We start from the raw sequence: 26,571 nt of genomic DNA on the forward strand, positions 1-26,571 counted from the left end.
CCCTTTACCTTCGGCTCAGGATGGGTACCCGGAATTCAGTGCCGCGTCGAAAACTGCGTTCCGAGACAAGGGTGCGGGTGCCCGATCCTGAGCGCAGCGAAGATTCTCTCTCGCACTTCAAGCATTTTTTTCTCTTTAGGGGTGTCCAGAGGGGATATTTCTCTTTTTAGATGGCGGGCAGGAGCGCGGGGAAGAGTTTGCTTCCGTCGTAGGGTGTTTCACTGCGAAGCATCCCATAAATGGCATGGAGCAGTTTGCGAGCGACGGCGATGATCGCCTGCAGCTTGGCCTTGTGACGACTCAGAAGTGTTTCGTAGAACGCCTTCAGGTGGGGATCGAGACGAACGGCGACCAGGGCGGGCATGTAGAGCGCGCGACGCAGATACCGATTGCCAGCCCGACTCATGCGGGAGGGCTTGTGCACCGAGGTTCCCGAGACCTGATGTACTGGGTCCAGGCCACTGTGCGCCACCCACTGCCTGCATGTTCAAGGGCGGCGTCCATCCATGCAGTCCACCGTATTTTGCGGCATTGATGTGAGCGCCGCGACTCTTGCCGTAGCCCTTCATCAAGAAGATCAGCGGTTCGAGCAACGTGTTTTCAGCAATAACGGACCGAGATTAAGAAGCCTTGACCCCATTTTCCTCGCAAGGGGTTTGAAAATCCTCTCCCCGGTATAAAACGCAAATCATCCGTCGATACTTTCCCTATGGCTGCTGCATGACTCGCTGGATTGCGGGTGATTTCCATTGTCCGGTCAACAGCTCGGGCTTGGGCCAGTAATAGCGCAGGGTGAGCATAAACGGTCCTTTGGGAGCGGGAAGCCAATTGGCGTCCTTCTCTTTTCCGGGGGAGTCGGCCTGGATGTAGATAGTCAGCCCGCCGTCGGGGTCGGTTTTCAGGTGCGGAAGCATGGGCGAGTTGATCAGGTAGCGGTGGATGGGGTTCGCGACCAGCAACTGCTCCGGCAACTTATACATGGTGAGCGACCAGAAGGCATTGACGGGAGGCAGCTGTCCGGCGGCGAAACGGAGTGTGTATTTGTTCGCGCTGCCGTCGAGCGGCTGACCGGAGGAGTCTTTGTCGAGGATCGGGTAAAGGGCTTCATCGCGAGAGTTGGCGCCGATACCCATCTCTGTGCCGGTAGCGCGCGCGAGGTAATCGTTCTTTAGATAGTCGCGCGATCCGAAGAGAGTGTCGGTCTTGCCTGCCATGGACGCACGCTTGGCTTCAATGGCCTTCTGCCCTTCTTCCAGACCGGTCTTAAGAAAGGTCTGCAGCTGAGGCGAAAAGGCGGAGGCATCGAAAGGCTTTCCGGGAAGAACGCCGATTCTCGCAAACTCGTTGCGCAACTGCACTTCGCTGGGGTGTGGCGGCACGGCGAACTGCAGAAGGAAGGCGAGCTGATTGAGGAATGGAAGCGAGGTCTGCTCGGCCGGTGCGATGGGCTTCGGCCAGTCGATGGCTGGCGGTTGGGGCGGCGCGGGGGTGTGCAGATACTCATGCAGGGTCTGGATTTTGTAGCCTGCCTGAATTTTTTTGACGTGGGCGAGGTCGGCGGGGTTGAAGAGCTGGGTGCGTCCGACAACGTTGACGAACGAAGTCTCTGACGGGAAGGTTCTGGTGATGTCCTTTGGGACTTCGCCCTTCCAGCCGGGACCGGTGATCAGGTATTTTCCGCCCTCATTTCCCGTGGTGCGGGTGCCGATGTAGGCGAAGTTGAAGGTATAGAGATCCATCAGCTGAAAGACGAAGTAGCGGTCCTTCTCCATGGGGGGAATGGTGATGACGACGGGCTCGGCGCGGAGATCGAGGCCGGCAAAGGAGTATGGCGTGTCGGAGTTGGGAGTGACGAAGGCGGTATCGTCGGGAGTGAAGACGCGCGCGATGTTCAGGATGGTGTTGAAGGGGCCTTTGTACTGGGGATTATCCTTGTCGACGCTGAAGGCGTAGATGGTTTTGTAGACGGCGACCATGGGCACACCGTAGATGTAGGCCTGTTTGGCGATCAGGCGCGCTTCGATCGGATTGAGAGAGGCGATGCTGGGCTGCGGTTGCGGTGAAGCTTTTTCAGGCGATGATGGCGCCGGTGCTGATTTGCATCCCGCGACTGCGACCACCAGGGCAAGCATCGATACAGCAAAACACTTCGCTGTTTGTATCGTGTCTCTCACGCTGCTCTCTCCGTTTGTGAATAGAGGAACTCTGATTCCTGAGTGGGGATCATTGTATGTCACGGTGGTTGGGGCTTGCGGGTTTGAAAGTTTCTGTATCCCACCCTTTCGCAAAGTGCGCGAAAGGATGGGGCACCCAGGTTTTGGGGATTGCTTGAGGCTGGCTGACGGGCCGGAGGTACTATGGTGGCGGAGCAGGAAGCGGTGATGACGCGTTCACCCAGGGTTCAGAATCAACTCGGCCGATCCGCGGTGCGAATGTTTGCCGCCAATGATCGCATGAACCAGATGCTGATCGAGCACCTTGACCCCGCGGCGTGGAGAGCCAAACCGCCGGGCAAGGTGCGTCCGATTGCGGCGATTTTTACGCATATGCACAATGTTCGCTGCAAGTGGGTGAGGCTGACGGCTCCGCACCTGAAGGTTCCGGCGCTGCTCAATCGTGCGCATTGCACTCCCGAGGAGGTTCGCGCTGGATTGGCGGAGAGCGCCGCTCGCTGCGTGGAGATGCTGGCGGAAGCGTTTGGTGATGGTGAGGGTCGGATTGAGGAATTTCGCAGAGATGGCTGGGCTCCGGCGTGGCCGGTTGGCGTGGAGATGCTTTGCTACATGCTCGCTCATGAGGCTCATCATCGCGGGCAGGTGCTGATGCTGGCGCATCAGCTTGGGTTTTCGCTGGAGTATGAGGTGGCGGATGGGATCTGGAATTGGGAGAAGCTTTGGAGGGAGTGTGGGGCGGATGGTGGACCTGGTTCTTGAGGCTGGAGGGGGTGAGGTGGTCGCCTTCGGCGACGGTTTTATTCCGGGGACTGAAGTCCCCGGCTTCTACCGGGAGGCGCGAAAGCGCCTCTTTTGTTTACGACCTCGAAGATTCTGCTTTCCCACCCTTTGCTTCGCAAAGGATGGGGCACCCGGCATAACGATTACGTTTATCGATGGAACTTAAACAGCATTGCCGAAAAATCTGGATTTTCGGCGCGAGCCAATTACTGAGGCTTAAATGCTGGTTGGGTGCCCCATCCTTTCGCGGTTTTTGCGAAAGGGTGGGAGACGACTACTCTTCGGTAATCTTTTACCAAGTTGTCTTAGGTGAAAAGATGAGAACCGAACCTCGTCATGCCTAAAGGACTTGTCCGATACTACGGTGGAGACGATCTCCATTTCATCACTTTTAGTTGCTACCATCGGCTTCCTTTTCTGGATACCGCCGAAGCGCGGAGTGTCTTTCTGGAAATGCTCGAAGACGCTCGACGAAAATATCTGTTTCGCGTGGCTGGATACGTGGTTATGCCGGAACATGTTCATCTGCTTGTGAGCGAGCCGCAGATCGGAACTCCTTCCACGGTTCTACAGGTTGTGAAGCAGCGTACCGCGAGAAAGATTCACGATGTCATTCGAGGGCAGATGTGGCAGCGGCGTTTTTATGACTTCAACGTTTTCACTCAGGAGAAGGTGACTGAGAAATTGTTTTATATGCATGAGAATCCGGTGAAGCGCGGGCTGGTTTTGTCTGCGGAGGAATGGAGTTGGAGTAGTGCGCGGTTCTATCGTTCAGGGGAGCAGGGTGTGGTGAAGATTCTGGATGAGAAGATTGTTGCTTGTCAGGAATTGACTCGAGTATCGCTTGTTTAGATTTTTTGCTTTCCCACCCTTTGCTTCGCAAAGGATGGGGCACCCGACATTTTGGCAACCGATGTAGAAAGTAAAAGCCCGGCGCTTGGCCGGGCTTTTTGCTTTTGCGCCGAAGGCGCGTGTCGCTGGACGCGTAGTCCCTAGTCACCCATGACTTCTTCGGTAGCGGGGGCTGGCTTTGGGGCCGGGGCGATGGAGTTGATGGAGACGAGGCCTTCGACTGGCTTTTCGCCGAGGACGTGCTCGCGATAGAGCTTGGCCATCTGCGCGTTTTCGGCGTCCTGCTTGAGCTTGGCGTCGCGGGCGCGAATCTTTTCTTCGCGCGAGTTCTTGGCTACGCCCAGCTTGTCGAGGGTGTCGTTGGCGGCGGCGTTCACGTGCTCGTCGTTCAGGAGCAGCGTGTGCTGCGCGTCGCCCATGCCCACCTTCTTACCACCGGCGAAGATTTCGTGACGGCCATGCTCGTCGTACCACTTGGTGAGCGTGGAGGTCATATGCATCTTCTCGATGATGTTGCGCCAGCCCACGCCCGTGTTGTAGGCGCAGAAGCTGATTTCGCCTTCCTGGGTGGCGTAAGGGATGATGCACTGCTCGGTGCGGCGGAAATCGTAGTTGAAGAGATCCTGGAACCACATGCCGGCGATGAAGAGGAAGTTCCAGCGATCGGCGCGACGCATTTCGATGTCGGCCATGGTGCGGTCAGCCTTCACCGAGCCGTACTTGCGGTTGGTGGAGCCGGAGAACTTGTCGAACTTCTTCAGAAGGTCGCCGATGCGCATGTGCGTGGGCGCCTTGGTCGGATCATAGTTCCGCAGAAGCGCGAGCGTGATGCCGACGAGCGAGAGGAACTTGCCGCGAGCGGCATCGTTGACCTTGGCTACGTCTTTGGCGAGGCGATCGGCGTTGAGGAAGGCGGTGACGGGCACGGCTTCCTTGGTTTCCTTGTCGATCATGATGGCCATGCCGATGCCGCAGTTCGGGTGGCATCCGCAGGAGATCTGTCCCCAGTCGCGGTCAGGGCCGTGGACGAGGTCGGCGAAGTCGGAGAAGGTCGAAATGAAGCTGATGGGGAACCAGTCGCGGGTCGGCTCGCCGATGCCGGTCTGGTTCTTCACGTCGTGCGCGAGGTGCGAGAGGGTGTAACGCTGGGCTTCGCGGCGCTCATCGCTAACTTCCTCGTCGCGGCCGGTAAAGGATACGGGCTGGAAGCTGAGGAAGTTGATTTTCTTGGGGTTGTCGAGGGCGAACTGGATGATGTGGCCGACCTGCTCGTTATTGATGCCGTTGATGATGGTCGTTACGGGAACGATGTCGACACCGGCTTCGTGCAGGTTGTGGATGGCCTGGAGCTTCACATCAAAGAGGTTACCGACCTTGCGGTGCGAGTTGGCAGCGTTGCCGATGCCGTCGAACTGGAGGTAAGCGTAACGCAGACCGGCTTCGGCTGCGGCGCGGCTGAACTCCTTCGACTTAGCGAACTCGATACCGTTGGTCGCGGCCTGGACGGACTCGTAACCGACCTTGCGGGCGTAGGCGACCGCGTCGAGGAAGTAGGGCGAGAGCGTCGGCTCACCGCCGGAGAACTGGACCGACATCTGACGACGCGGCTTGATGGTGATCGCGTTGTCGAGCATGGTCTTGATTTCGTCCCACGTCAGCTCGTGGACGAAGCCAACCTGGTTGGCGTCCATGAAGCAGGGGTCGCACATCATGTTGCAGCGGTTGGTCAGATCGATGGTGAGGACCGAGCCGCGGCCATGGGTGACCGTCGAAGTGCCGTGGTTGTGAAGCTTTTCGTCGTTGTGGGCCTTGATGTCGCGGCCGGGGAAGACCTCTTCGAGGTGCTTGAAGAAGGCGGTGTCGATGGACATGACGTCTTCGAAGTGGCCGTGCTTGGGGCAGTCCTTAACCATAAGGATCTTGCCGTCGCGCTCGATGATCTGCGCCTTGATCTCGCCAACCTTCTCATTCAGAAGGATTTCGTGAGGCAGCTTGCCGTCGATGATCTGCTGGCGGATCTCAGGGATGCACTTGGGGCAAAGGGAATCGGTGGTGCGGGGCCATCCAAGGGGGGGCTTTTCCTTCTGGTAGGACTTCAACAGAGGCTTGTCGGACCACTTGGGGGTGAATGATTCGTTGGGGCTGATGCGGTTCAGTCTCTCGAAGACGGACCATGCGCCTTGTGCGGCGATGGTGACCGCGCGCTCTGCGTATTTGGTGGCTTTCGACATTTTTCGGATTCTCCTGATGCTTCCCTACCGGGCTACAAACTGACCAAAAAAGCTGCTTTCGGACAGGAAAGCCAAGCTTAAATGTTTACGGCCCTCAGCGGAAGTGCGTTTTAAGGTAACTGCCGCTTCCAGAGGACTTTACCAGCATCCAGCATAGGCTCTCGGAAGGGATTGAAGAAACGACTTCGGCTGAATGGGGAAAATTGGTGTTCAGACGGGAATCGTTGGGGGTGAATGGGACGGATGTTCGGCCCTGCTGGTTTTGTACCGCGGTCCGGAGGGCCGAGAAGCGGCTGCAAGGAAGCGCTGGAAGAACCCAAGTTCAGGTGTTGTTGAGGAGGTAGCTTATCTGTTAATGAAACTTAAATTTTGTACTTGCGCAATGAGTAAAGTTTGCGGATGATGTTGACTAATTTATATACCGGCGCGCTGGATCGATCGGCAAGCGCCGGCTGTCTGTAAGGCGGCGCGAAGCGCGCAAATCACCCTATTTGAGAGGCCCCATAAATGCACATGCTCCGATGTTCATGGAAGACGCGTGTATGCGTTTCCAGATGTGTACAGACAGCCAGTTGTCTGGTCACCCTGCTCATTCTCCTGTGTTCCCCCCTTGTGGGCCAGAACATCTCAGGCACGATCACCGGCACAGTAAGGGATTCGTCGGGAGCCGTGGTTTCCGGCGCTTCTGTCACGATTACCAATGCGAACCAGAATGCTGTTGTCTTTAGCGGGAAGACGAACGCTGCCGGACAATATACCGCGCCGTTTCTTCCAGTGGGCGGCTACTCGGTTGCCGTGGAGGCTCCGGGCTTCAAGAAGGTGGAACGCACCGATATCAAGCTGGATGTGGGCCAGAACCTTACGGCGGATATCACTCTTGAGCCGGGCAGCGAGCAGCAGACGGTGAGCGTGAGCGCTTCTGCCCTGCAAGTGGATTTACAGAGCGCGCAGGCGCAGACGGTCATCAGCGGAAGGCAGATCCAGGAGCTTTCGCTGAATACGCGCAATTATGAGCAGCTGGTTTCGCTCATGCCCGGCGTTTCGACTGGATTGGCTTCCGACCAGTTGTATGTGGGCGCCAGCAATCCGGTGGGCACCTCGAACCAGATCAATTTTTCGATCAACGGCAGCCGTCCTACGCAGAACACCTGGAATATCGATGGCGCGGATAACGTGGATCGCGGCGCGAATCTGACGCTACTGGCTTATCCCAGCATTGACTCGATCGCAGAATTCTCTGTACAACGCAGCAATTACAACGCTGAGTTTGGCCGCAGCTCGAGCGGACAGATCAATGTGATTACCAATGCCGGTACGAATCAGTTTCACGGCGATCTGTATGAGTTCTTCCGCAACGACGTGCTCGATGCGAATACCTACCTGAACAATCGGCATAACATTCCGATTCCGTCGCTGCGATATAACGACTTTGGCGGGACGGTGGGCGGCCCGATCTGGCGCGACCATACTTTCTTTTTCTTTTCGGAAGAGGCACGGCGCGTCGTGACGCATACGAATTTTCTTGCGGACGTGCCGAGTACGGCGGAGCTGGCGGGCGACCTGTCGGCGTCTCCGACTCCTGTCTGCGTGCTTTGGAGTGCGCCTGGGGCGAACCAGACCTGTCTGCAGACGGGCTACCAGGTGACTCAATTCTCGCCTGCGGCACAGGCGTACCTGACCGATATCTTCAACAAGCTACCGAAGCCTGATGATCCGAATTGCACGGGAGCCTGCACCCTGACCTCGAATGGCCTGAATATCTTCAATATGCACCAGGAAATTGTGCGCATTGACCAGGTATTCAGCCCAAAATTCAGGATTTTCGGTCGGTTTGAAAACGATACGATTCCAACGACCGAACCGGGCGGCTTGTTCATTGGAAGCGCATTACCGGGTGTTTCGACGTCGTCGACCAACTCGCCGGGGCGCATCGTCTCGATTCACGCTACGAATGCGTTTTCGCCGACCCTCATCAACGATGCCGGCTACAACTATTCCCACGGCGGCATTTTGAGCACACCAATTGGCCTCACGGCGGGAGCGAATTCTCCCGATATTCTTTCCGCCATCAGTCTTCCCTATGCTTCTTCACTGAATGTCGCTCCTACGCTGGGATTCACCTATTTCTCCGGCATTTCGGATCGCGGCCAGTATCGCGACTTTAACGACGACAATAATGGCTTCGATCATCTCTCGAAGGTTTTCGGGCGTCACTCGACGAAATTTGGCGTGACATATCACTGGTACCAGAAGGATGAGAACTCGGCGTCTGGTAATCAAGGCTCTTTTGCTTTTCCAACGACAGCCCCGAGTGGCAGCAACAGCGAATACCAGGAGTGGGCCAATTTCCTGACCGGCAATACCAGCTCCTTTACCCAGGCGTCTCAGGATTTTCGCGCTGTGATTCGCCAGCAACAGTGGGAAATGTATGGGGAGGATACCTTCCAGGCACGACCCAACCTGACCCTCACCTACGGCTTGCGCTACTCGCTCTTCCGCCAGCCTACGGATGCGAAGGGACACCTGACGAACTTCGATCCTTCAGTATTTGACCCCAGCAGCGCTCCGGCGATCGATCCTACTACCGGTCAATTTGCAGCCGCCGGCGCCAGTGCGAACCTGAACGGTATTATCGTCGGCGGCAATGGATCGCGTTATGGGGATGCGATCAATCAGCAGAACAATCTCAGCTTCGCTCCCCGTGTGGGCTTTGCCTGGGATCCGAAGGGCCACGGCACGATGTCTGTCCGCGGCGGCTACGGTATGTTCTTTGATTCGTCGGCAGTCAGCCGTTATGAGATCAATGTCTTCACCAACCCGCCGTTCGTGACGAGCCTGTCACTTGGGCCGAGTCCTCTGGACAGTCCGAGCGGGGAGGCGAAGGTATCGAATTATCCCGCCGCGCTTGCCGCGGTGGCTCCGAAATGGCATACGCCGTATACGCAGGAGTACAACCTGGACGTGCAGCAGCAGTTCCCTTCGCAGTGGCTGCTAGACATTGGCTACTACGGAGCGATCGGCACGCATCTGCTGGGTGAAGTGGATCTGAACCAGCCGCTTCCGGGCGCGTATGTGACGGCGCTGGCTCCTTATGGAGTAACCGGGCCGCCGACGCGCGGCAAGACAACGCAGCAGTTGAACTATATTCGCCCGTACCAGGGATATGACTCGATCAACGATCAGATCACGAGCTTTACGTCGAACTACAACGGCATGCAAGTGGCGTTGCAGAAGCGTTTCGGCGCGAATTCGCTCCTGAATCTGAATTACACGTGGTCGAAGGCGATGACGACTGCGTTCAACGATACTTCTCCGGCGCAGAACACTTACGATCTGAAGGCGGAGTATGGCCCGGCGCGCTATGACCGGACAAATATCTTCAATGCGAATTTCGTCTATGATCTGCCGTTCTTCCAAGCGCAGTCCGGTTTTGTTGGGCATGTGCTGGGAGGATGGGAGTTCTCGGGCATCATCAATTCCTATTCCGGATTGCCGTATACCGTCACTGGAGTGCTGAACGATCCTGCAGGGCAGGGAGTGCTCGACGGCAGCAGCTCAGTCAGCGGGCGGCCTGACCTTGTAGGGAATCCGAACATGGCCAGCGCTGCAAGCGGGCCGATCCATAACAACAATGGCATTCAGCCCTGGTTCAATACGGCGGCTTATGCCCAGGTGTGTCCGACGGTGGGTGGTGTCACGACTTGTCCTACGGGCGCCCGGCCGGGTGATGAGCATCCGGGCAGCGTGCGCGGGCCGGGACTGTGGCGCGCCGATCTTTCACTGTTCAAGAACATTAAGTTCAACGACCGCTTTCATATGCAGTTCCGTGCGGAATCATTCAATACTTTGAACCACACGAATCCTGATCTCATCAGCACGTCGTATACGTCGGGGACGTTTGGCAAGGTCACCTCGTATCGCGATCCGCGTATTCTGCAGCTGGCTTTGAAGTTGTACTTCTAAGCTGGATGGCAGTTAGAAATGAAGGAAGAGTTTCAGCCGAGTTTGCTCGGCTGGGATTCTTCCTTTTTTGTTGCTTGTAATTGTTATTTCGAGCTGCGGGCTAAGAGCCTAGAGCTGTCATGGTTTGAGATTCTTCCTCCCTTTGGTCGTCAGAATGACGGCGATGATTGGGCAGTGACGTTGACTGTGGCTACGGCGGGCGATTTGTTCTGTGCAGGTGGCTGTTGTTTCGAGCTGCGGACTAAGAGCCTAGAGCCGTCATGGTTTGAGATTCTTCCTTCCGTTGGTCGTCAGAATGACGGCTATGATTGGGCTGTGACGGTGACTGTGGGATACGACGGCCATTTTTCGAAATAAAAAATCTAATTGCTGATGGTGGTTGCTTCTTTGCGCAGGCGCGCTTCAGTGCCTTCGAGCATTCTGTTGACGAGGGCCAGAGGCAGGCCGACGACGTTGAAGTAGCAGCCGTGAATGCGCGGGATCCAGAGTGAGGCGTATCCCTGGATGCCGTAGGCTCCAGCCTTGTCCATGGGTTCGCCAGTGTTGATGTAGGTATCGATCTCGACTTCGGAGAGGGTGGACATGGTGACGTAGGTCAGCTCCGAGGCGATCTCTTTGCCGTCGCGAGAGACGACCGCGACACCGGTGACGACGGAATGCGTCTGACCGGAGAGCAGGCGGAGCATGCGCGCGGCGTCGTTAGCATCCTTGGGCTTGCCGAGGATTTCTTTTTCAGGTGAGACGACGATAGTGTCGGCTCCGAGGACGATCAAAGGATCATCGGGCAAGTCGAGCATATGGAGCTCGGAGTAAACGGCTTCGGCCTTTTCCCGCGCGAGCCTGGTGGCGAAGGCGATGGGGTCTTCGGTGAAGCGAAGCTCCTCGGGGATGGCTGAGGCGTGAATGCGGAAGCTGAATCCGGCTGTCGTAAGCAGCTCTTTACGGCGCGGCGATGAGGAAGCAAGTACGAGCATAGAAAAAATTACAGTCCTTAAAGATGGATGCCGGTGCGCGGTCCCTGCGCATCGCAGATGCCCCAGGCCATGCGCGGCGTATTATGTGCGATGCCGAAGCGGCCATCAGGAGCGAGCAGGATGATGCCGCCGTGTCCGCCGAGGCGCTTGTGGAGATAGGCCATGGCGTCGGGAGCGACCTGCTCCGGCGAGCGGCCCAGCTGCACGCGATCGACGGCCCATTTGCCCAGTACCAGCTTCATGATCGGCTCGCCCCATCCGGTAAGCGAGACGGCGGCACTGGAGTTATCGGCATAGCAGCCGCAACCAATGAGCGACGAGTCGCCGACGCGGCCGGGGGCCTTGTTCAGGGTGCCTCCGGTAGAAGTGGCGGCGGCGATGTTGCCTTTCGCGTCGAGGGCGACGGCGCCGACGGTATCGTGTGAGGCGAGCTCGGCCGCGGTTTCCGGAGATTTGTCGTCGCCTGCGAAGGTGAGGTCGGGAAGGCCGGCGCGTTCCTTGGCCTGTGCATCTTCGAGGCGGCGCTGCTCGCGTTCGAGCACTAATTCCCCGTTGTCGATCAGCTCCATGCCGTGCTGCTGCGCGAATTCTTCGGCTCCCTGGCCGACGAAGTAGACGTGCGGGCTTTTGTCGAGGACGAGCCGCGCCGCCTGAATGGGATTGCGCAGCCGCTCGACGCAGGCGACGCCTCCGGCGCGCATACTGCCGCCATCCATCAGGAGCGCGTCGAGCTGGACGCGGCCATCGCGGGTGAGGAAGCTGCCGCGTCCGGCGTCGAAGGTGTCGTCGTCTTCGAGTACGGAGACGGCTGCCTCGACTGCGTCGACGGCGGACGCGCCTTTCTGGAGCTGGGCGTAGCCGGCAGAGAGCGCGTTGGAGACGCCGCGCTGATGGGCCTCGACCATGTCGTCGGGAATGGCCCAGGCTCCTCCGTGAACGAGCAAAATTGGTGTGCGTGGCATAGGCGAACTTCTGATTGTATCGGAGAGGCGTGGCAGAGGCTTAACAGAGGGCGGGTTCGTTGATATCGCAGCGCTTTACGGTAATGGTGAGGGAGTGTTTCCGTTTAAGAATGCCGGAGATGGTTTCGCTGCGGTCCAGCTCTTTGAGGTCGCCAGCCGCGCCGATGGTGTAGTGATTGCCGCATGGAGACTCCATGCCTTCGCGGCTGTGATAGGCAAAGCAGCCGAGAAGACGCTCGGCCAGTGGCGCGCGCAGAGTGCGCTGTGGCAGGTCGGTTTCGCCCTGCGCGTCGGTCATGATCTGTTCAAGATGCTCTGAGCGCTCGGCGGAGGCCTGCTGCCACAGTTCGCTTACGGCGGTGTCGGCCATTGGCTTACCGAACTGGTCTACCAGCTTGACGTGGTATGCGGGGACTACCGTCAACTTTTCCGGATAAAGCAAAATGACAAGCACCAGGATAGAGAATAACCACCAGGGCCATTGTTTTCTCATCGCCGCTACTGTATCTCGATTCTGTCTGCGTGGGTATGGTTTCCTTTTCGGGCGTTGTTTTTCGCAACATAAGAGGAGCGGGACGAGATGAAGGCAAATTGTGTGAGAATGTAGCCGATGATGCGTCGCCGGGATTTTCTTCTTTCTTCTGCCCGTTCTCTTGCAGCTGCCGCCGTGGGGACGACGTTTCTTTCTAGCCGGATGGCGGTGGCCGCGCCTGATCAGAATGCGCTTGCCGGAACGATAGCCTTGAACCAGCTTGGGTATCTGCCGTCGCAGCCGAAGATGGCGAGCGTGCGCGGCAACGCTGCTTCGTTTGTCATCCGCTCGGCGAAGAATGCGGTTGCGCTGCAAGGGAAGCTTGGAGAGGCTCGCGCGGATGCGGCTTCCGGAGACACGCTGCGAAGTGTGGATTTTTCTGCGCTGACAAAGCCGGGAAGCTATGTGCTCGAACTTGATACCGGCGAGCGATCGGATGCCTTCCAGATTGGGCGCGATGTGTATCACGATGCGCTACGGCTTGCGATGCGCTCATATTATGGCCAGCGTTGCGGCTGCGCGGTCGATCTGGGCGGAGGCTATGCGCATCCGGCATGCCATATGTCTGCGGGCTATCATGCGTCTTCCGGAAAGAGCGGAGCGCTGCAAAACCATGGCGGATGGCATGATGCGGGGGATTATGGCCGGTATATCGTGAACGCTGCTGTGAGCACAGCGACGCTGCTGTGGGCGTGGGAGTTGTATCAGCCTGTGCTGAAAACTCTGGGATTGCAGATTCCAGAGTCAGGCGGGAAGCTGCCGGATTATCTTGCGGAGATTCGCTGGAATCTGGACTGGATTCTGACGCTGCAGGATGACGACGGCGGCGTCTGGCACAAGCAGACGAGCCTGCAGTTCTGCGGCTTCATTATGCCGCAGGCGGATACGCTTACCAGCTACGTGATTGGAACTGGCGAGCCAGCGTACAAGGGTACTTGCGCGAGCGCCGATTTCGCAGCAGTGATGGCGGTGGCTGCGCGCTGTTACGGTTCTTACGATTCGGAGTACGCGAAGCGCTGCCTGGATGCGGCGCGAAAAGCGTGGGCGTGGAGCGTAAAGCACCCTGATGTGACTTTTCATAATCCGCCGGATGTGGGCACGGGCGAATATGGCGATACGGATTGCGCCGATGAGATGTTGTGGGCTGCGGGTGAGCTCTGGCGCACCACCGGCGATGATGAATATGAGAAGTTCTTTGCTTCGGCGGCCGGCAAGGGCGATGAGATCAAGATTGCCGCTCCGGACTGGAGCGGTGTATCGCCGCTTGGCTATTGGAGCTATGCTCTTTCCGAAAGGAAAGATGCGGCGGGGCTGCGAAGCGCCATTCAGCAGGCTACGGTGAAAGCGGCGGAGAGTCTGGTTGCAAATAGTAACAGTAACGGTTACGACAATACGCTGACAGAGACGGATTACGTTTGGGGATCGAACGGCGTGGCGGGAAACCAAGCGCTGCTGCTGCTGGTAGCGAACCATTTTCATCCAGACAGCTCTTTTGTACATGCGGCGCTCAACAATCTGCACTATCTGCTGGGGCGCAACTGCTTCTCGCTCTCGTGGGTGACGCAGGTGGGCACGCGATCGTTCCAGCATCCGCATCACCGTCCCAGCGCGGCCGACGGTATCACTGCGCCGTGGCCGGGGCTTCTGTCGGGCGGACCGAACCGGCGACCGGCTGACCCCGTGGCGAAGACGCTGGCGATGGCACCGCCGATGCGAATGTATGTCGATGACTCGGGAGCGTATTCGATGAATGAGATTGCGATCAACTGGAACGCGCCACTGGTGTTTCTTCTCGCTGCGGCGAATAGTCTTTAGCCGTCAAGTCACCTTCGTAACGCCTGGAGCGTGGCGGAGGCTTGTATTGCAGGGTGCGACGTCCTACGCTGAAGTGCATGGAACGTAAGCGCGCGGGGCTTTCTATTCTTATGCTGACGATTGCCCTGCGTGGTTCCTTATTTGCTGCTCCTGCCAAGTCACACGCAGTGGGATTGGGAGCAGTGAAGACGGTGCCGTACTCTGTCGCCGGCGATCCGGCTGGTGCAGCGCAGGGTGAGACGGAACTGCGGGTGCGTCCGCTGGTGGTGGATGCAAAGGTAAAAGAGTGGACGACCGGAGAAGTTCACGATGTGACGGATCGCAGCTTCGCGGTGCGCCGCGCGATCCGGCTCAATGATGCCCTCCCCACAGAAAAAAAAGAGCATTGGGTCTGGCAGCGCGGTCCGTGGCTGCTGATCGACCGGGCCAGCGGACACATTACTCCGATCAAGCTGCCTGATTATGATCCGGCGGTGTCGAGCGTTGTGTGGTTTCGCGACTATGCGGCTTACTGCGGTCTGAATGCCAGCGGCAAGCAGTTGTTTGCGGTGGTGGCGCAGATAGCCGCGCGGAAGCCAGTGCTGTCGAAAAAGCTCAAGGCGTGGGATGTTGCTGACCATCCAACACCGGCGTGCGCTCCTTCCGCATGGCAGCGCGAGCCGCTGCGCATTACTTTTCAGGCTACTGGATCGGAGCAGGTCAGCTACGATCTCGTGGGTCAGTCGTCGGTGCTGGTAGAAGACGGCGACGACAGCGACACGGGAAATTAGCGTCCATTTCTGCGATGCAATGCACATGAACTTTCATCGTCTGGTTTGAGCTGTCGTCGCGTTCGGCTACACTGTTGGTGTGCGACGCTCGCTCGCCATCTCGTTGTTGCTGCTCTTCAGCTTCTCACTTCTGACGCCTTTCTTCGCGCCGGATGCGGAAGCTGCTGTGCCCGCCTGCTGCCGTCGTGGAGGCAGGCATCACTGCGTAGAATCGGACGGAGATGCCAAGGACAACGGAACCAGGATGATCGCTCAGCGGTGTCCGTATGCCCCGGAAGCTCCGGCGATCGTGCATCTGACGGCTTTTACTCCGGCTCCGAACGAAGCGGTATTCGCCGGACTGGTCAGCCATCCGTCAGTTCATGCACAGATAGCCGCACAGTACCGCATCTCATTCGATCGCTCGCGCCAGAAGCGCGGACCTCCCGTCTTCTTCTTTCTGTAGCTGCCAGTATCCGAACTCCGATTCGCGGAGTTCCTGAGAATTCTCCAGCCACATAGAGGAGGTTTCTGCCGTATGCGCAGAACTGCATTGCTTTTTCTTTTTGCCTGCCTGTTTTTGAGTTTGCAGGCACATGCCAGTGTCTTTGGACAGGTGGAAGGCATCGTGCATGATCCGCAGCATCGACCGATTTCGGGAGCGCAGGTTGTTCTTAAGTCGGCTACTTCTGATTTTTCGCAGCAGATACAGACGAACAATGACGGGGCTTTCCGTTTTGCTGCTATTCCGGCGGGCGATTATCTGGTCACGATCCGGCAATCGGGCTTCAGTGCTCTCGAACAACACATCACCGTTGCTTCGGGCGCGTCACCGCTTCTGCATTTCGAGCTTTCGGTTGCGGGTGTTCAGCAATCCGCTGTGGTTACGGCGGAAGCGCAGACTGCCAATGTCGATACGGTGACTCCTACAACTTTGGTCAGCCGCGAAGATATTGCCCGCACGCCTGGAGCGAGCCGCACGAACGGCTTTGAAATGATCACGGACTATGTTCCGGGTTCGTATGAAACGCATGACATGCTGCATATGCGCGGCGGTCACCAGGTGAGCTGGCTGATTGATGGCGTTCAGATTCCCAACACCAACATTGGAAGCAACCTCGGCGCGCAGATTGATCCCAAGGATATCGATTACCTTGAAGCGCAGCGTGGGAGCTATAACGCCGATGTGGGCGATCGCACCTATGGCGTTTTCAATGTGGTGCCACGCACGGGTTTCGCCGGCAACAACCAGGCTGAGCTTGTTTTGAGCGCTGGCAACTTCTACCAGACCAATGACCAGCTCAACTTTGGCAGCCACAGCGAAAAGTTTGCATATTACGGCAGTCTTAACGGCAACCGCAGCAACTATGGATTGCAGCCGCCTATCTCGCAGGTGTATCACGATGCTGTGAATGGTTACGGCGGCTTTGCTTCATTCATTTACAACCGCACTCCGCAGGATCAGTTTCGTCTTATCACCCAGTTGCGGACCGACTACTTTCAGGTTCCGTATGATCCGGACCCTAACAGCTGGGAGAATCAGGAATATGACTCAAGCGGGTTGCGCGATGGCCAGCATGAGACCGATGGACTGACGACATTCTCGTGGGTTCACACATTCAACACATCGACACTGTTACAGATTTCGCCGTTCTACCACTACAACAGCGCCAACTATGAACCAAAGCCATATGACTTTCCTGTAGCCACGACCAGTGATCGAGCTTCGAACTACGGCGGAGTGCAGGGATCGATCAGCACCGAGATTGCCAGCAATAACATTCAGGCGGGCATCTACTCGTTTGGTCAGCATGACAGTTATCTGTTCGGAAGCATCTTCAACGATGGAAGCTTCGAAAATTTTTCGACTCCCGATGCGGCGAGCGGCGGGCTGGTAGAAGAATTCATCTCTGACAATTACAAAATCACACCCTGGCTTACGCTGATTGGCGGATTGCGCCAGTCGTGGTTTCGAGGCGATTTTACGGAGAAGGCGACAAGCCCGCGTGTGGGCGCTGCGGTGCAGATACCGAAGCTTAATTGGGTCTTCCGCGGATTCTATGGCCACTATTACCAGCCGCCTCCGCTCCTCACGGCGACAGGGCCGATTCTTGGATATGCGAATTCGCAAAATACCGCATTCGAGCCGTTGCATGGCGAACGGGATGAAGAGCACCAGTTTGGAGTGCAGATTCCCTTTCGTGGATGGCTGCTGGACGCCGATACATTCCGTACACGCGCGAAGAACTTTCTCGATCACAGCAATGTCGGCGAATCGAGCCTCTATTATCCTGTCACGATCGATGGAGCGCTGATTCGCGGATGGGAGCTGACGCTGCGCTCGCCGCGTCTCTGGCGTTATGGACAGGCGCACCTGGCGTACTCAAACCAGATTGCCGAGCAGCGGGGAGCGATTACGGGAGGGCTGGTCTGCGCGCCTATAAGCTCACCGGACTGCGAGGCGGATTTCAGCTATTCGCCGCTCGATCATGATCAGCGCAACACTCTTAACGTAGGCTACGACGTTTCATTGCCGTGGCGCGTCTTCGCATCAACAAATGTTTATTACGGGTCGGGCTTCAGTAATGGAGATCCGAATGAGCAGTATCCGGGCAACTATCTGCCACAGCATACGACCTTCGATCTAACGGCAGGAAAGACATTCGGAGAAAATGTAACCGTATCGGTTACATCACTCAACGTCGCTGACCACCGGGTATTGCTGGATAACAGCCTTACCTTTGGAGGCTTTCACTATAACGATCCTCGCCAGATTTATGGCGAAGTTCGCTATCGCTTTCATTATTAGTAAGCGTCATCCGAGGGAAGAGTCTCCAGTCATCCTGGCTTGAGATTCTTCCTCCGTTCGCGTTGCTCAGGGTCGTCAGAAGGACGGCGTCTTACAGTCATGCGCGGCGGCGCATGGAGCGCGAATCATTTCTTGATGGTGCGCGAATCCCATTGTGTACAGCCGGTGGGCTGGCTGTAGTCGAGCATCTTGCAACCGGCGACGCTGCCCGGCGCCTGCTTATCTGTGCTGAAGGGCATGAGCGTTGGCGGTCCAAGGATGCCGAGGAACTGGCTGTCCCATTTCACGGGGATGAGCGAGTTGTGTTTGAGCGTGAATGTGGCGGGAGACGGCGACGGTTTGTCCTCAACGGTATCGAAGGTGATCGCCAGCGTTTTCCCGTCAAGGGTCCAATGGACATGCCATACTTCGGGGTCTTTCTCGTGCCAGTTCTGTTGCAGAACCGCGGTGCCGTCTTTGGCAAGCGTCAGCAGGACGACGCGATGCACTTCGGCGGAATATCCACCGCTGCCCATGTAGAAGTTCTTGAGCTTATCGGCGTAGCTGGAAGCCGAAATCGAGAGCGCAAGCAGGAGCACGAGAGCCGCCAAAGGTTTGATACGCATATGGTCTACATCGTATCGCGTATAGCGGACTTGTCGAGCGGAGAATGAATATGCTCGGGACGAACTCCGAGTCCGACGACACGCGCCATGATGCGCTGAAGGCCGGGCAGGTTGAGAATCGCACGCATCTGCCACGGAGCATGGGCTTTCTCCGGCTTGCCAAGGAAATTTAACGAGGCGTTATGCGCCCGTGCCTGCATGCCTTGTATTACGCGCACCGGGAATTCGCGCCGTTCCTGAACGCGAGCCAGCAGATCGCGGGTGACCGCTTTCTGGCGTAGCGGCTGAGCCAGTATGTTCGCCGCGGCAACTGCATCCTGCACTGCGAGGTTGATGCCGACGCCTCCGGCCGGCGACATGGCGTGAGCCGCGTCTCCGATGCAGAGCAATCCATCTCTGTACCACTGCCGCAGGCGGTTGATCTGGATGGAAAGCAGCTTCACCTGGTCCCAGTCCTTGATCTCTTCGACGCGTTTGCCGAGGAACGGGCTGACCTGCAGCAGCGATTCTCTGAAGGCGGGAATGCCCGCGGCCTTTATCTGGTCGAACATGCCCTTGCGGATGATGAGACCAGCCTGAAAATATTCTTCGCGGTTGATGAGGATGAGCATCTGGCCATAGTCGATATTTCCCAATGAATGGTAGGGATCGTCGGGATGACGGCTGATGTGGAACCAGAGCACATCGACGGGCGCGCCGTGATCGATGACGTCGAACTTTGCCGTGTCGCGGACGATCGAATGGCGGCCATCGCAGCCTACGGTTAGATCGGCTTCGATTTCGGCTTCCCCTTGCGGCGTCTTGACGCGAACTCCCTGCACGCGGCCGCTCTCTTCTATAAGCCCAATCACTTCGTGTTCCATGCGCAGGTCGAAGGTCGTAAACCTGTTACCGTGCTCGGAGAGGAAATTCAGGAAGTCCCACTGCGGCATCAGGCCGATGAATTTGCAATGTGTGGGCAGGTGAGAGAAATCGGCTGCGGTAAAGGCGAAATCGCCGAACTGGCCGCCGACGCTGTGAAGTTCCTGATGAGGCAGCTTGAGGAACTCGTCGAGCAGACCGAGTTCATACATCAGTTCCAGCGTCGAAGGATGAATGGTGTCGCCGCGGAAGTCGCGGAAGAAATCTTTGTGCTTTTCGAGCACTGTTACGCGAACGCCTGCACGCGCCAGCAGGTAGCCGAGCATGACGCCTGCCGGGCCGCCGCCCGCAACACAGCATGTTGTTTTATCCCGTTTCTGCATCCTTTTCCTTCGAAAATACAAGCATTGCGCCAGAGGGTTAAAACTTACAGGACTACGATACATGTATGGATGCGTTTGAAGACTTATTGAGGCAGGCGGAGGTGGCTCATGGGCATCTTTGCGCCGGACAGATTCTCGGCGTCCGGATGGCCATGCTTGGCTGCGCGCGACTTGGCATCGATGAGCCGCGCGGTAAGGACCGCAAGCGCCTGGTGACGTATATCGAGATTGACCGCTGCGCCACGGATGCGATCGGAGTGGTGACGGGCTGTCGCCTGGGCAAGCGCGCGTTGAAGTTCCGCGACTGGGGCAAGATGGCCGCGACGTTTGTCGATCTCGCCGCGGATAAGGCGATCCGCATCGCAGCAAAAGAGTCGTCGAAGGCGCTGGCGCGCGAGATGTATCCGGAGATAGAGAACAAGAACCAGCAGCAGATGAAGGCTTATCGCGAGATGAGCGACGGCGATCTCTTCGATGAGCAGTGGGTACGGGTGGTGATTGGGCCGAAGGAATTTCCCGGTTACAAGGGCGAGCGCATTGTTTGTGATCGCTGTAGTGAGGGCATTAACTATGACCGCTTCGTGCGGCGGGATGGGCAGAATCTTTGCTTCAGCTGCGCTGCGCCGGAAGAGCGCTATTATCAGCCGCTCTAGTGATGTTTTCATTTTAAGGTCCAAATTCAGACGGAGAAAGGCCCAGGGCTAAAGCCCTCCAGAGCGGTGCGCCTATTCACCGGGCTAAAGCCCGGTGCTTCTACCTGAATGAAGAGTGATAAATAACAAAGCCCGCCATGATGGCGGGCTTTGCTGGCTGAGGATGAATTAGAAGCTGAAGCGCGCTCCAAATTCACCGGTGAAGGATTGCGGAGTTACAGTGCTGCTGGGTGTGATGAAGTTCGTTGGTTTCAGGAAGGATGACGGATCGGTCGCATCGAGCGAATTGATGTTGCTCTGAAGGTTCGGTCCGAAGTTAGCGCGGTTCGTAAGATCGAAGCTCTGGAAGAAAAGATTGACGTTGTATCTTTCTCCGAAGGTGATCGTCTTGCCGATTCTGGCATCGAGTTCTACGAAGGTCTGGCCGCCGGTTGTGTCGTAGGAAACCTCCTCGCAGGTTCCGGCTGAGAGGCAATTCTTGTAGAAAGTGCCGCTATACGCACTGCCGTCGGCGTTGAAGAGCGCAGTGAGCGAGCCGAAGTCATTCATCTTTCCGCCCTTGGGGATAATGGCGTGAGCGTTGCCGCGGCCACTTCCCACACCCCATATGTCGCTGCTAGAGAATACGTCCACGGGACGGCCCGAGCCGATCTGGAACAGCGGCGAAATGTCGATCTTCCAGGGAAGAGAGATAGTCGCCGAAGCGGTGAGGTGGTGGGTTTCGTCATTTGGCGAGCGCCCATAGTCCTGGCGGCGGAATTGGCCAAGGAATGGATTCGTAGCAGTGTTACGGAAAGATGCCGCCGCACCCTCGAAAGCCAGGCTCTTCGACCAGGTGTAATTTGCAGTGCCTGTGATGCGCTTCCACATTTGCTGACGATAGCTCAGGTTGAGGGCGTCATAGTAGGAACGACCAATCGATTCTTCGTCAGCAATGCGGCCGAGTACCGGGACGCCGGCTGCGGTGAAAGCTGCGGAGAAGGGACGGGAGCCGTCGCTGTAGTAGCGGAGCGGGTTGATGTTGACGGTCTTGTCTTCATGAAGGCTACGCACCTGCACATATTCGACTTCCACTACAGAATGCACGTTTGGTGCGGCCTGCAAGCCAAAGTTGATCTGCTGCGTGTAGGGATTGCGGTAGTGGGGATCCATGAGTCGTCCGGTAGATCCCGGAGCCAGATCGTGCGTTGCAGGAGGAATGACTGGCATGGGATCGACTCCATACCGCCAGTTGCTCAGGACGATATCTGTACCAGGTACTGTGTTTCCACTGGAGCAGGTGGTGTCGCCGGGACCATTGCAGGAGATGCTGAAGGTATTGGCGAAGACCAGATTATTTGCCTGCTGAATCATGAACAGCGGAATGTTTTCGAACGTCTGGCCATAGTAAAGGCCATAACCTCCGCGAACGACGACGCGAGCGTTGCCGAATACGTCGTAGGCGAAGCCGATGCGCGGGCTGATATCGAGATTGTCATTGCTGGGCAACCCCGTATAGGTACCGCCGATGTTGGCCAGGTTAGGAACATAGCCGCTGAGGAAATTAATGGGGTTGCCCGCAGCGGGAACAGTTGGAACGCCGGTTGCTGCTGCGGCGATCAATTGCTGTACGGTGCGGCTGTTCTTCTGCTTGTCGATGCCGTAGGTATCGATGTCGCGGTCATAACGAATGCCGAGGTTCAGAAGCAGTCGGGGAGTCACCTTCCAATCGTCCTGAACGAAGAGGCCGAGCATCTTCGGAGAGAGGTTGAAGGATGGATCGCCCGATGTTCCCGTCATGGCCTGCACCAGGCCCGGCGTGGCAAAGCCCTGAGGATACTTGCCGGGGCTTCCAAGGATGTTGGAGGGCGTGTCGAAGAAGTCGAATTCAGGAGTCGGGTTGTTCTCGAAGAATCCGCCGACCTGAGGTTCGTAGATGAAGTCCACACCAGCGCGCAGCGTGTGGGCACCGTGTGTCCAGGAGAAGTCATCGCGGAACTGGAACTTGTGCTGGCTCGATTTCTGCGGGACGTTGGCGTTGGTGCCGAAGCTGGTGCCGTCTGGGAAGGTGATCAGAGGCGTCTGCGTCGTGGTGTTGATGAGGTTGTTCCAATACTGGAAGCCAGCAGTGAAGTTATTGACAATGCTCGACGACAGAATGGAGTTCAACGTGAAGTTGGTGAGGATCAGATCGTTGATCGTGTAGTTGCCTTCTGACAAGTCGTTCTGCGAGGTCGACTGATCGTTGTTGCTTTTGTTGTCCTGCGCGGTGTAACTGAAGAAAGCTCTTTCGTTCGGACTGAAGGTGTGATCGATGCGACCGTTGTAGCGCTTGTCGTCATACGGGGTGGGAATTGTGTGAGAGACCTGCGGGCCGGGAGAGAAAGCTCCACTGCTGGCTGCAAGTGCAAGTTCGTTATATGAATCGGGGTTGACGGAGATGCTGGAGCGCTCGCGCAGACCTTCGTAGGCGAAGAAGCCGAAGTCCTTATCTTTGCGAATGGGACCGCCAAACGATCCGCCGTATTGCTGACGGCTGTAGTCGGGCTTTGACTGATCACCCTGTTCAGCAAAGTAGTTGTTGGTCTGGAAGGTCTGGGTGCGGAAGAAGCCATAGAGTGATCCGTGGAACTTGTTGGTGCCGGATTTGGTGATCACATTCAGTGCTGCGCCTTCGCTCTTGCCGTTTGCGGCAGAGAAGCGGTTCGGGCTGATATTGAACTCCTGCACAGCTTCGAGGGGCAACTGCATGACGGCGCCGCCGACGGTGTTGTCCTTATTATCGATGCCGTTGACGGTGGTATTGGTATTGCGGCCGGAAGAGCCATTCACGGCATAGACGGCATAGCGGTTCTTGGTCGGGTCATAGCTATCGACCATTTTGACGCCGGGAGCGAGGATGGCCAGATTAGCAAAGTCGCGACCGTTGAGAGGCAGATCTTCAATCTGCTTGGTGCTGACCGTTGTCGAGACGTCAGTCTTCTCTGTATCGACAAGCTGACTGTTTGCCGTAACTTCGACGGTCTGGGAGACCTGTCCTGTCGTCATCGGCACATTGATGGTTGCTGTCGCGCCGACCAGCACCTGCAAGCCCTTTACTTGTGCCGAACTGAAGCCGCTGGCTTCCACCTGAAGCTGATATGCGCCGGGCGAGAGCAGGTCGAAGCGATATTCGCCGGTCCCGCTTGTCACCGTCCTGCGTTCGGCGTTAGTGGCCGTGTTGGTGACGGTTACGGCAGCATTGGGAACTGCTGCACCGGTGGGATCGGTGACCACTCCTGAGATATTGCCGCTGGCGGTTGCCTGGGCGAGCAGTGTTTGCCGTCCCGATAAAATCGCCGTAGATAGTAAGCAGATGTAAAGAAAAGGACGCAAAAGCGCCCCGCGCGTCATAGCCATAAACCACTCCTTCGGAAAAATGCAGCACAACAACCGGCCAAAACTGGACGACCGAAAAACCTCTCTCCGCATGAAAATGCAGATTGTCACAAGTTCATGACCGGAGGATTGTCGAAGATACTAAACCGACAATGGGAATTGTCGATAGGAAAAAATGAAACGCCGCAGGCCCGCATAAATTCTGTTTATCAGCGATGGCAAGCGCCGAAACGAAAGCGATTTGTAACTTCGGCTGTATCTTATGCCAGCGCCAGCGTATACGCCTCATAGACGCTGTCGAATACCGAATCCCATGAAGCATTGAGCGCGACGGCCCGGGCGGCGGCACGCATCTGGTTGTGAGGCTCCGGATCACCGATAAGGTGAAGGATGGTGTTGGCGAAGTTCTCATCGTCGGCGACGAAGCCGGTTTTGCCCTCCTCAACGATGTAGCGTGGGCCACCGTCGGGCGTAACGACGGCGGGAACACCGGAGGATAAGGCTTCGAGGACGACGTTGCCAAAGGTGTCAGTGTGGGAAGGAAAAACGAAGAGATCCATGTTCGCGTAGGCGGTGGAAAGCGCTTCGCCATGTAAGACGCCGGGAAATTCGGCGTTGGGCAAGTGCTGGCGCAGCCATGGTTCCTGTACACCGTGGCCGACGATGAGGAAGCGAAAATTGCTGATCCCCGCCGCCAGCAATTGCTCGCGGATGCGGACGAGCAGGGCGACATTCTTTTCGACGGACAGCCGACCGACGAAGCCGAGGACAAATGCCGTGTCGTCCGGCGTCCGGTTGCGAAACTGAGGTGAGAATTGCGTTGTGTTGATTCCTCTCTGCATCAGCTTGCAGGGGCGTCGTGTCACGTCCTCGAGCAGCTCGCAAAGCGCTTCATTCGGCGCAAAGAGCACGCGAGCCATGGAATAGAACTGTGCGCTGGCAAAGAGGCTGGAGCGTTCGATCTGTTCAGCCGCTAACATCGCTTGCCGCTCTGGCAAGACCTTGAGAAATTTCTGCGATCGCTTGGCAGCATATTCGTGAACATTTGTGTGCCAGGAGGCCACTAGAGGCAGGTGGTAATGGTTGGCCAGCGAGGCTCCGATCATGCCGAAATCGCTGGGTCCGGTGATGTGGATCAGGTCGGGGCGGAAGCTCCGCAGAGTTCGGGCGATGAGAGGCAGATGACGGAAAAAAACAAGATCGAAACTCAGATCTTTTTCCAGGCCGAAGGAGAGCGGCCCGCGCGAAAGCTCGAGAGTTGTCAGTGCGCCTTCTGTTTGCAGGCGATCTGCGCGTCTACCGGCGCGAACACACAAAAACGGCAGGTTGCGCCGCCGGACAAAGGCCTCAAATTCCCGGCTGGTATGGGCCACGCCGTTGATCTCGTGGAACGAATCGGGAAAATACGCAACGCGAGGCGGGAAGGACATACAAAGGGAGTGTAAATGTCCTTTGCTGGTCTTTTGAGAAAAACGGCTGTCCATCTTGCGGCGAAGGGTGCTGGCGCGAGCATGACAACTGTCATCTCCGTTTGCTGACAAAGCATACTGCTGCCGCTCAGTGGTCTGATGCGATGCTTGTGGTGTCAGAGAGAGGGTTTTATGAACAACATTCCTGCGCACACGCCATGGCATAAAGAAAAAGACTGCGACTCGTTCACCACTATCGTAAACAGGCTGGGCATGGCGCTTTTCATTCTTGGGATATTCGTTCCCGGAGCGCATTCGCTCATGATGGTGGGCATGGCGTTGATCGCTATCTCATACATCTGGTAAGGACAGTTCTACGGGCTTTCTTCGGCTGCAATGCGGTTGATGACGCGTTGCACGAATACGGCGTGGAAGTTAACGTGACGGGCCAGGTCGGGCACAAACTCGGTGATGAAGTTGCCGATGGGATCAGTGGCGAGGGCGGTTCCATAGCGGGCGCTGGCGGCCGCCCAGCCTGTGTCACGATAAGGAACATAAGCATCGCCAACGGCTTCTTCAAATATTCCGCCTACGACGGTAGCGTAGTTGAACATGCCCTCGCCATCATCTCCCTGCGTCCACGCGATCTGATAAATACAGTGCGCGATGCGGCGCGTGTATGAAGCATTGGGCATGCGATGGTAGTGCGGATCCTGGTGCGCGATCGCCGGGATGAGGAATGTTCCGAAGAATTCGTTGGTCATGTCCTGCGTGAATGACACGCCGGAGAGTTTTGCCCATCCTTCCATGCCGGGTCCATAGGCCGAGTGAGAATCGGATGCCACGGAAATGGCGGAAATACCACCGATGGTAAGCAAGTTGAACGGATCGAAGACATCCTTGGTGGCGAGGATGGCCTTCTGGCGAGGCGTCATGGGATGCGCCTCGGCATTGTCAATGAATTTCTGGAATGGATTGTAATTTGGTCCGCAACTCATTTGTGGAGATGCCGCGGACTTCGACTGCATATCTTTGCAAGTGGGCAGCGAGGATGGAATCACGATTGGTGGTGTTGGAGGCTGATTCTCAGACGCGGCTGGGGGGAAGCTCTGGCTCTCAGGGGTCGCGCCTGAGGCGAATTCTATAGCGGGGAGAGGTGCATCCGGCAGCGTCTGCTGTCCATAGACAGAACGCGATGGCATGGCGACAACGAAGATTACGGTCCAACGAAATGTTTTAAGAAGGACCGTTATGTCCAATAGAGCGCGCAATCGCCGCATATTGTGTTGGACGCAGGACGAGCCTGTTTTTCTGCCGGGAGATCCATGTTCAAGGCTAATCCGAGCGATGGCGGCGGAAAAATTTGTCGCGTACATCGGGCCAGAACTCCGACCACAGATCGCCGCCTGCTTCGCCGAGCAGTGAGAATCCCCATGTTTCCATGACGACGGTGCCGTTCGCG

Annotated in this window: 21 protein-coding genes; 10 read left to right on the top strand and 11 right to left on the bottom strand. The window is 57.0% G+C overall.

Annotated elements, in window-relative coordinates:
* Positions 1–166: 166 nt before the first annotated feature.
* Together GSQ86_RS18395 and GSQ86_RS18400 are read right to left on the bottom strand one after the other, a co-directional pair.
* Positions 167–472 carry a transposase gene (locus GSQ86_RS18395; protein ID WP_158751472.1) on the bottom strand — a complete coding sequence of 102 codons (306 nt, stop codon included), beginning with the start codon at positions 470–472 and terminating at the stop codon, positions 167–169.
* Positions 473–707: 235 nt separating this feature from the next.
* Positions 708–2,174 (bottom strand): DUF1254 domain-containing protein, encoded by a 1,467-nt coding sequence (locus GSQ86_RS18400; protein ID WP_216841196.1) that lies wholly within the window; start codon positions 2,172–2,174, stop codon positions 708–710.
* 183 nt (positions 2,175–2,357) lie between these two features.
* Between GSQ86_RS18400 and GSQ86_RS18405 the strand changes: the two genes are divergently transcribed.
* A complete protein-coding gene (locus tag GSQ86_RS18405; protein WP_158751473.1) occupies positions 2,358–2,933 on the top strand; it encodes a DinB family protein in 576 nt (191 codons plus the stop codon).
* 357 nt (positions 2,934–3,290) lie between these two features.
* Positions 3,291–3,806 carry a transposase gene (locus GSQ86_RS18410; RefSeq protein WP_158751475.1) on the top strand — a complete coding sequence of 172 codons (516 nt, stop codon included), beginning with the start codon at positions 3,291–3,293 and terminating at the stop codon, positions 3,804–3,806.
* 140 nt (positions 3,807–3,946) lie between these two features.
* On the opposite strand, the gene GSQ86_RS18415 is transcribed toward GSQ86_RS18410, so the two are convergent.
* A complete protein-coding gene (locus GSQ86_RS18415) occupies positions 3,947–6,037 on the bottom strand; it encodes a radical SAM protein (protein ID WP_158751476.1) in 2,091 nt (696 codons plus the stop codon).
* Between the two features lie 612 nt (positions 6,038–6,649).
* On the opposite strand from GSQ86_RS18415, the gene GSQ86_RS18420 reads away from it, so the two are divergent.
* On the top strand, positions 6,650–10,000 hold the full coding sequence (locus GSQ86_RS18420; protein WP_158751478.1) for a TonB-dependent receptor: 3,351 nt from the start codon (positions 6,650–6,652) through the stop codon (positions 9,998–10,000).
* An 18-nt stretch (positions 10,001–10,018) separates the two neighbouring features.
* The gene (locus GSQ86_RS18425; protein WP_158751480.1) at positions 10,019–10,357 is read left to right on the top strand and encodes a hypothetical protein; all 339 of its coding nucleotides are present in this window, start codon (positions 10,019–10,021) and stop codon (positions 10,355–10,357) included.
* A 5-nt stretch (positions 10,358–10,362) separates the two neighbouring features.
* On the opposite strand, the gene GSQ86_RS18430 is transcribed toward GSQ86_RS18425, so the two are convergent.
* From GSQ86_RS18430 to GSQ86_RS18440, 3 genes are read right to left on the bottom strand one after another with little or no spacing between them, the layout of a single operon-like run.
* Positions 10,363–10,974: a nucleoside triphosphate pyrophosphatase gene (locus GSQ86_RS18430; RefSeq protein WP_158751482.1), complete on the bottom strand. Its 612-nt coding sequence runs from the start codon at positions 10,972–10,974 to the stop codon at positions 10,363–10,365.
* Positions 10,975–10,991: 17 nt separating this feature from the next.
* Positions 10,992–11,936, bottom strand: a complete 945-nt coding sequence (locus tag GSQ86_RS18435) for an isoaspartyl peptidase/L-asparaginase (protein WP_158751483.1) — start codon at positions 11,934–11,936, stop codon at positions 10,992–10,994.
* Between the two features lie 40 nt (positions 11,937–11,976).
* Positions 11,977–12,429 carry a hypothetical protein gene (locus GSQ86_RS18440; RefSeq protein WP_158751485.1) on the bottom strand — a complete coding sequence of 151 codons (453 nt, stop codon included), beginning with the start codon at positions 12,427–12,429 and terminating at the stop codon, positions 11,977–11,979.
* A gap of 117 nt (positions 12,430–12,546) precedes the next feature.
* On the opposite strand from GSQ86_RS18440, the gene GSQ86_RS18445 reads away from it, so the two are divergent.
* The 4 genes from GSQ86_RS18445 to GSQ86_RS18460 all read left to right on the top strand — a co-directional run bounded on the left by GSQ86_RS18445 (position 12,547) and on the right by GSQ86_RS18460 (position 17,841).
* The gene (locus GSQ86_RS18445; RefSeq protein WP_158751486.1) at positions 12,547–14,283 is read left to right on the top strand and encodes a glycoside hydrolase family 9 protein; all 1,737 of its coding nucleotides are present in this window, start codon (positions 12,547–12,549) and stop codon (positions 14,281–14,283) included.
* 77 nt (positions 14,284–14,360) lie between these two features.
* Positions 14,361–15,053 carry a hypothetical protein gene (locus GSQ86_RS18450; RefSeq protein WP_254062481.1) on the top strand — a complete coding sequence of 231 codons (693 nt, stop codon included), beginning with the start codon at positions 14,361–14,363 and terminating at the stop codon, positions 15,051–15,053.
* 79 nt (positions 15,054–15,132) lie between these two features.
* On the top strand, positions 15,133–15,498 hold the full coding sequence (locus GSQ86_RS18455; RefSeq protein ID WP_158751488.1) for a hypothetical protein: 366 nt from the start codon (positions 15,133–15,135) through the stop codon (positions 15,496–15,498).
* 72 nt (positions 15,499–15,570) lie between these two features.
* Entirely contained in the window at positions 15,571–17,841 is a 2,271-nt protein-coding gene (locus GSQ86_RS18460) for a TonB-dependent receptor (RefSeq protein ID WP_158751490.1), read from the top strand.
* A 125-nt stretch (positions 17,842–17,966) separates the two neighbouring features.
* On the opposite strand, the gene GSQ86_RS18465 is transcribed toward GSQ86_RS18460, so the two are convergent.
* Both GSQ86_RS18465 and GSQ86_RS18470 read right to left on the bottom strand, forming a co-directional pair.
* Positions 17,967–18,446, bottom strand: a complete 480-nt coding sequence (locus tag GSQ86_RS18465) for a hypothetical protein (protein WP_158751491.1) — start codon at positions 18,444–18,446, stop codon at positions 17,967–17,969.
* Between the two features lie 5 nt (positions 18,447–18,451).
* The gene (locus tag GSQ86_RS18470) at positions 18,452–19,690 is read right to left on the bottom strand and encodes an FAD-dependent oxidoreductase (protein ID WP_158751492.1); all 1,239 of its coding nucleotides are present in this window, start codon (positions 19,688–19,690) and stop codon (positions 18,452–18,454) included.
* Positions 19,691–19,755: 65 nt separating this feature from the next.
* Between GSQ86_RS18470 and GSQ86_RS18475 the strand changes: the two genes are divergently transcribed.
* Complete coding sequence (locus GSQ86_RS18475; RefSeq protein ID WP_158751494.1) at positions 19,756–20,343, top strand: FmdE family protein; 588 nt, start codon at positions 19,756–19,758, stop codon at positions 20,341–20,343.
* A gap of 168 nt (positions 20,344–20,511) precedes the next feature.
* On the opposite strand, the gene GSQ86_RS18480 is transcribed toward GSQ86_RS18475, so the two are convergent.
* The gene (locus GSQ86_RS18480) at positions 20,512–23,721 is read right to left on the bottom strand and encodes a TonB-dependent receptor domain-containing protein (protein WP_158751496.1); all 3,210 of its coding nucleotides are present in this window, start codon (positions 23,719–23,721) and stop codon (positions 20,512–20,514) included.
* 239 nt (positions 23,722–23,960) lie between these two features.
* Entirely contained in the window at positions 23,961–25,241 is a 1,281-nt protein-coding gene (locus tag GSQ86_RS18485; RefSeq protein WP_254062482.1) for a glycosyltransferase, read from the bottom strand.
* A gap of 60 nt (positions 25,242–25,301) precedes the next feature.
* On the opposite strand from GSQ86_RS18485, the gene GSQ86_RS18490 reads away from it, so the two are divergent.
* The gene (locus tag GSQ86_RS18490; protein WP_158751498.1) at positions 25,302–25,475 is read left to right on the top strand and encodes a hypothetical protein; all 174 of its coding nucleotides are present in this window, start codon (positions 25,302–25,304) and stop codon (positions 25,473–25,475) included.
* Between the two features lie 8 nt (positions 25,476–25,483).
* Here the strand turns inward: GSQ86_RS18490 and GSQ86_RS18495 are convergent, their stop codons facing one another.
* A complete protein-coding gene (locus tag GSQ86_RS18495) occupies positions 25,484–26,311 on the bottom strand; it encodes a hypothetical protein (RefSeq protein WP_158751500.1) in 828 nt (275 codons plus the stop codon).
* Between the last annotated feature and the right edge of the window lie 260 nt (positions 26,312–26,571).

The organism is Acidobacterium sp. S8 (assembly GCF_009765985.1).
In the GTDB taxonomy this organism is placed as follows: domain Bacteria; phylum Acidobacteriota; class Terriglobia; order Terriglobales; family Acidobacteriaceae; genus Alloacidobacterium.

What these genes read in the sequence shown, in the direction of transcription:
- GSQ86_RS18405 (WP_158751473.1), top strand. Translation starts at nt 2,358, where the DNA reads ATGGTGGCGGAGCAGGAAGCGGTGATGACGCGTTCACCCAGGGTTCAG.
- GSQ86_RS18410 (WP_158751475.1), top strand. Translation starts at nt 3,291, where the DNA reads ATGCCTAAAGGACTTGTCCGATACTACGGTGGAGACGATCTCCATTTC.
- GSQ86_RS18415 (WP_158751476.1), bottom strand. Translation starts at nt 6,037, where the DNA reads ATGTCGAAAGCCACCAAATACGCAGAGCGCGCGGTCACCATCGCCGCA.
- GSQ86_RS18425 (WP_158751480.1), top strand. Translation starts at nt 10,019, where the DNA reads ATGAAGGAAGAGTTTCAGCCGAGTTTGCTCGGCTGGGATTCTTCCTTT.
- GSQ86_RS18430 (WP_158751482.1), bottom strand. Translation starts at nt 10,974, where the DNA reads ATGCTCGTACTTGCTTCCTCATCGCCGCGCCGTAAAGAGCTGCTTACG.
- GSQ86_RS18435 (WP_158751483.1), bottom strand. Translation starts at nt 11,936, where the DNA reads ATGCCACGCACACCAATTTTGCTCGTTCACGGAGGAGCCTGGGCCATT.
- GSQ86_RS18440 (WP_158751485.1), bottom strand. Translation starts at nt 12,429, where the DNA reads ATGAGAAAACAATGGCCCTGGTGGTTATTCTCTATCCTGGTGCTTGTC.
- GSQ86_RS18445 (WP_158751486.1), top strand. Translation starts at nt 12,547, where the DNA reads ATGATGCGTCGCCGGGATTTTCTTCTTTCTTCTGCCCGTTCTCTTGCA.
- GSQ86_RS18450 (WP_254062481.1), top strand. Translation starts at nt 14,361, where the DNA reads ATGGAACGTAAGCGCGCGGGGCTTTCTATTCTTATGCTGACGATTGCC.
- GSQ86_RS18460 (WP_158751490.1), top strand. Translation starts at nt 15,571, where the DNA reads ATGCGCAGAACTGCATTGCTTTTTCTTTTTGCCTGCCTGTTTTTGAGT.
- GSQ86_RS18465 (WP_158751491.1), bottom strand. Translation starts at nt 18,446, where the DNA reads ATGCGTATCAAACCTTTGGCGGCTCTCGTGCTCCTGCTTGCGCTCTCG.
- GSQ86_RS18470 (WP_158751492.1), bottom strand. Translation starts at nt 19,690, where the DNA reads ATGCAGAAACGGGATAAAACAACATGCTGTGTTGCGGGCGGCGGCCCG.
- GSQ86_RS18475 (WP_158751494.1), top strand. Translation starts at nt 19,756, where the DNA reads ATGGATGCGTTTGAAGACTTATTGAGGCAGGCGGAGGTGGCTCATGGG.
- GSQ86_RS18480 (WP_158751496.1), bottom strand. Translation starts at nt 23,721, where the DNA reads ATGGCTATGACGCGCGGGGCGCTTTTGCGTCCTTTTCTTTACATCTGC.
- GSQ86_RS18490 (WP_158751498.1), top strand. Translation starts at nt 25,302, where the DNA reads ATGAACAACATTCCTGCGCACACGCCATGGCATAAAGAAAAAGACTGC.
- GSQ86_RS18495 (WP_158751500.1), bottom strand. Translation starts at nt 26,311, where the DNA reads ATGCCATCGCGTTCTGTCTATGGACAGCAGACGCTGCCGGATGCACCT.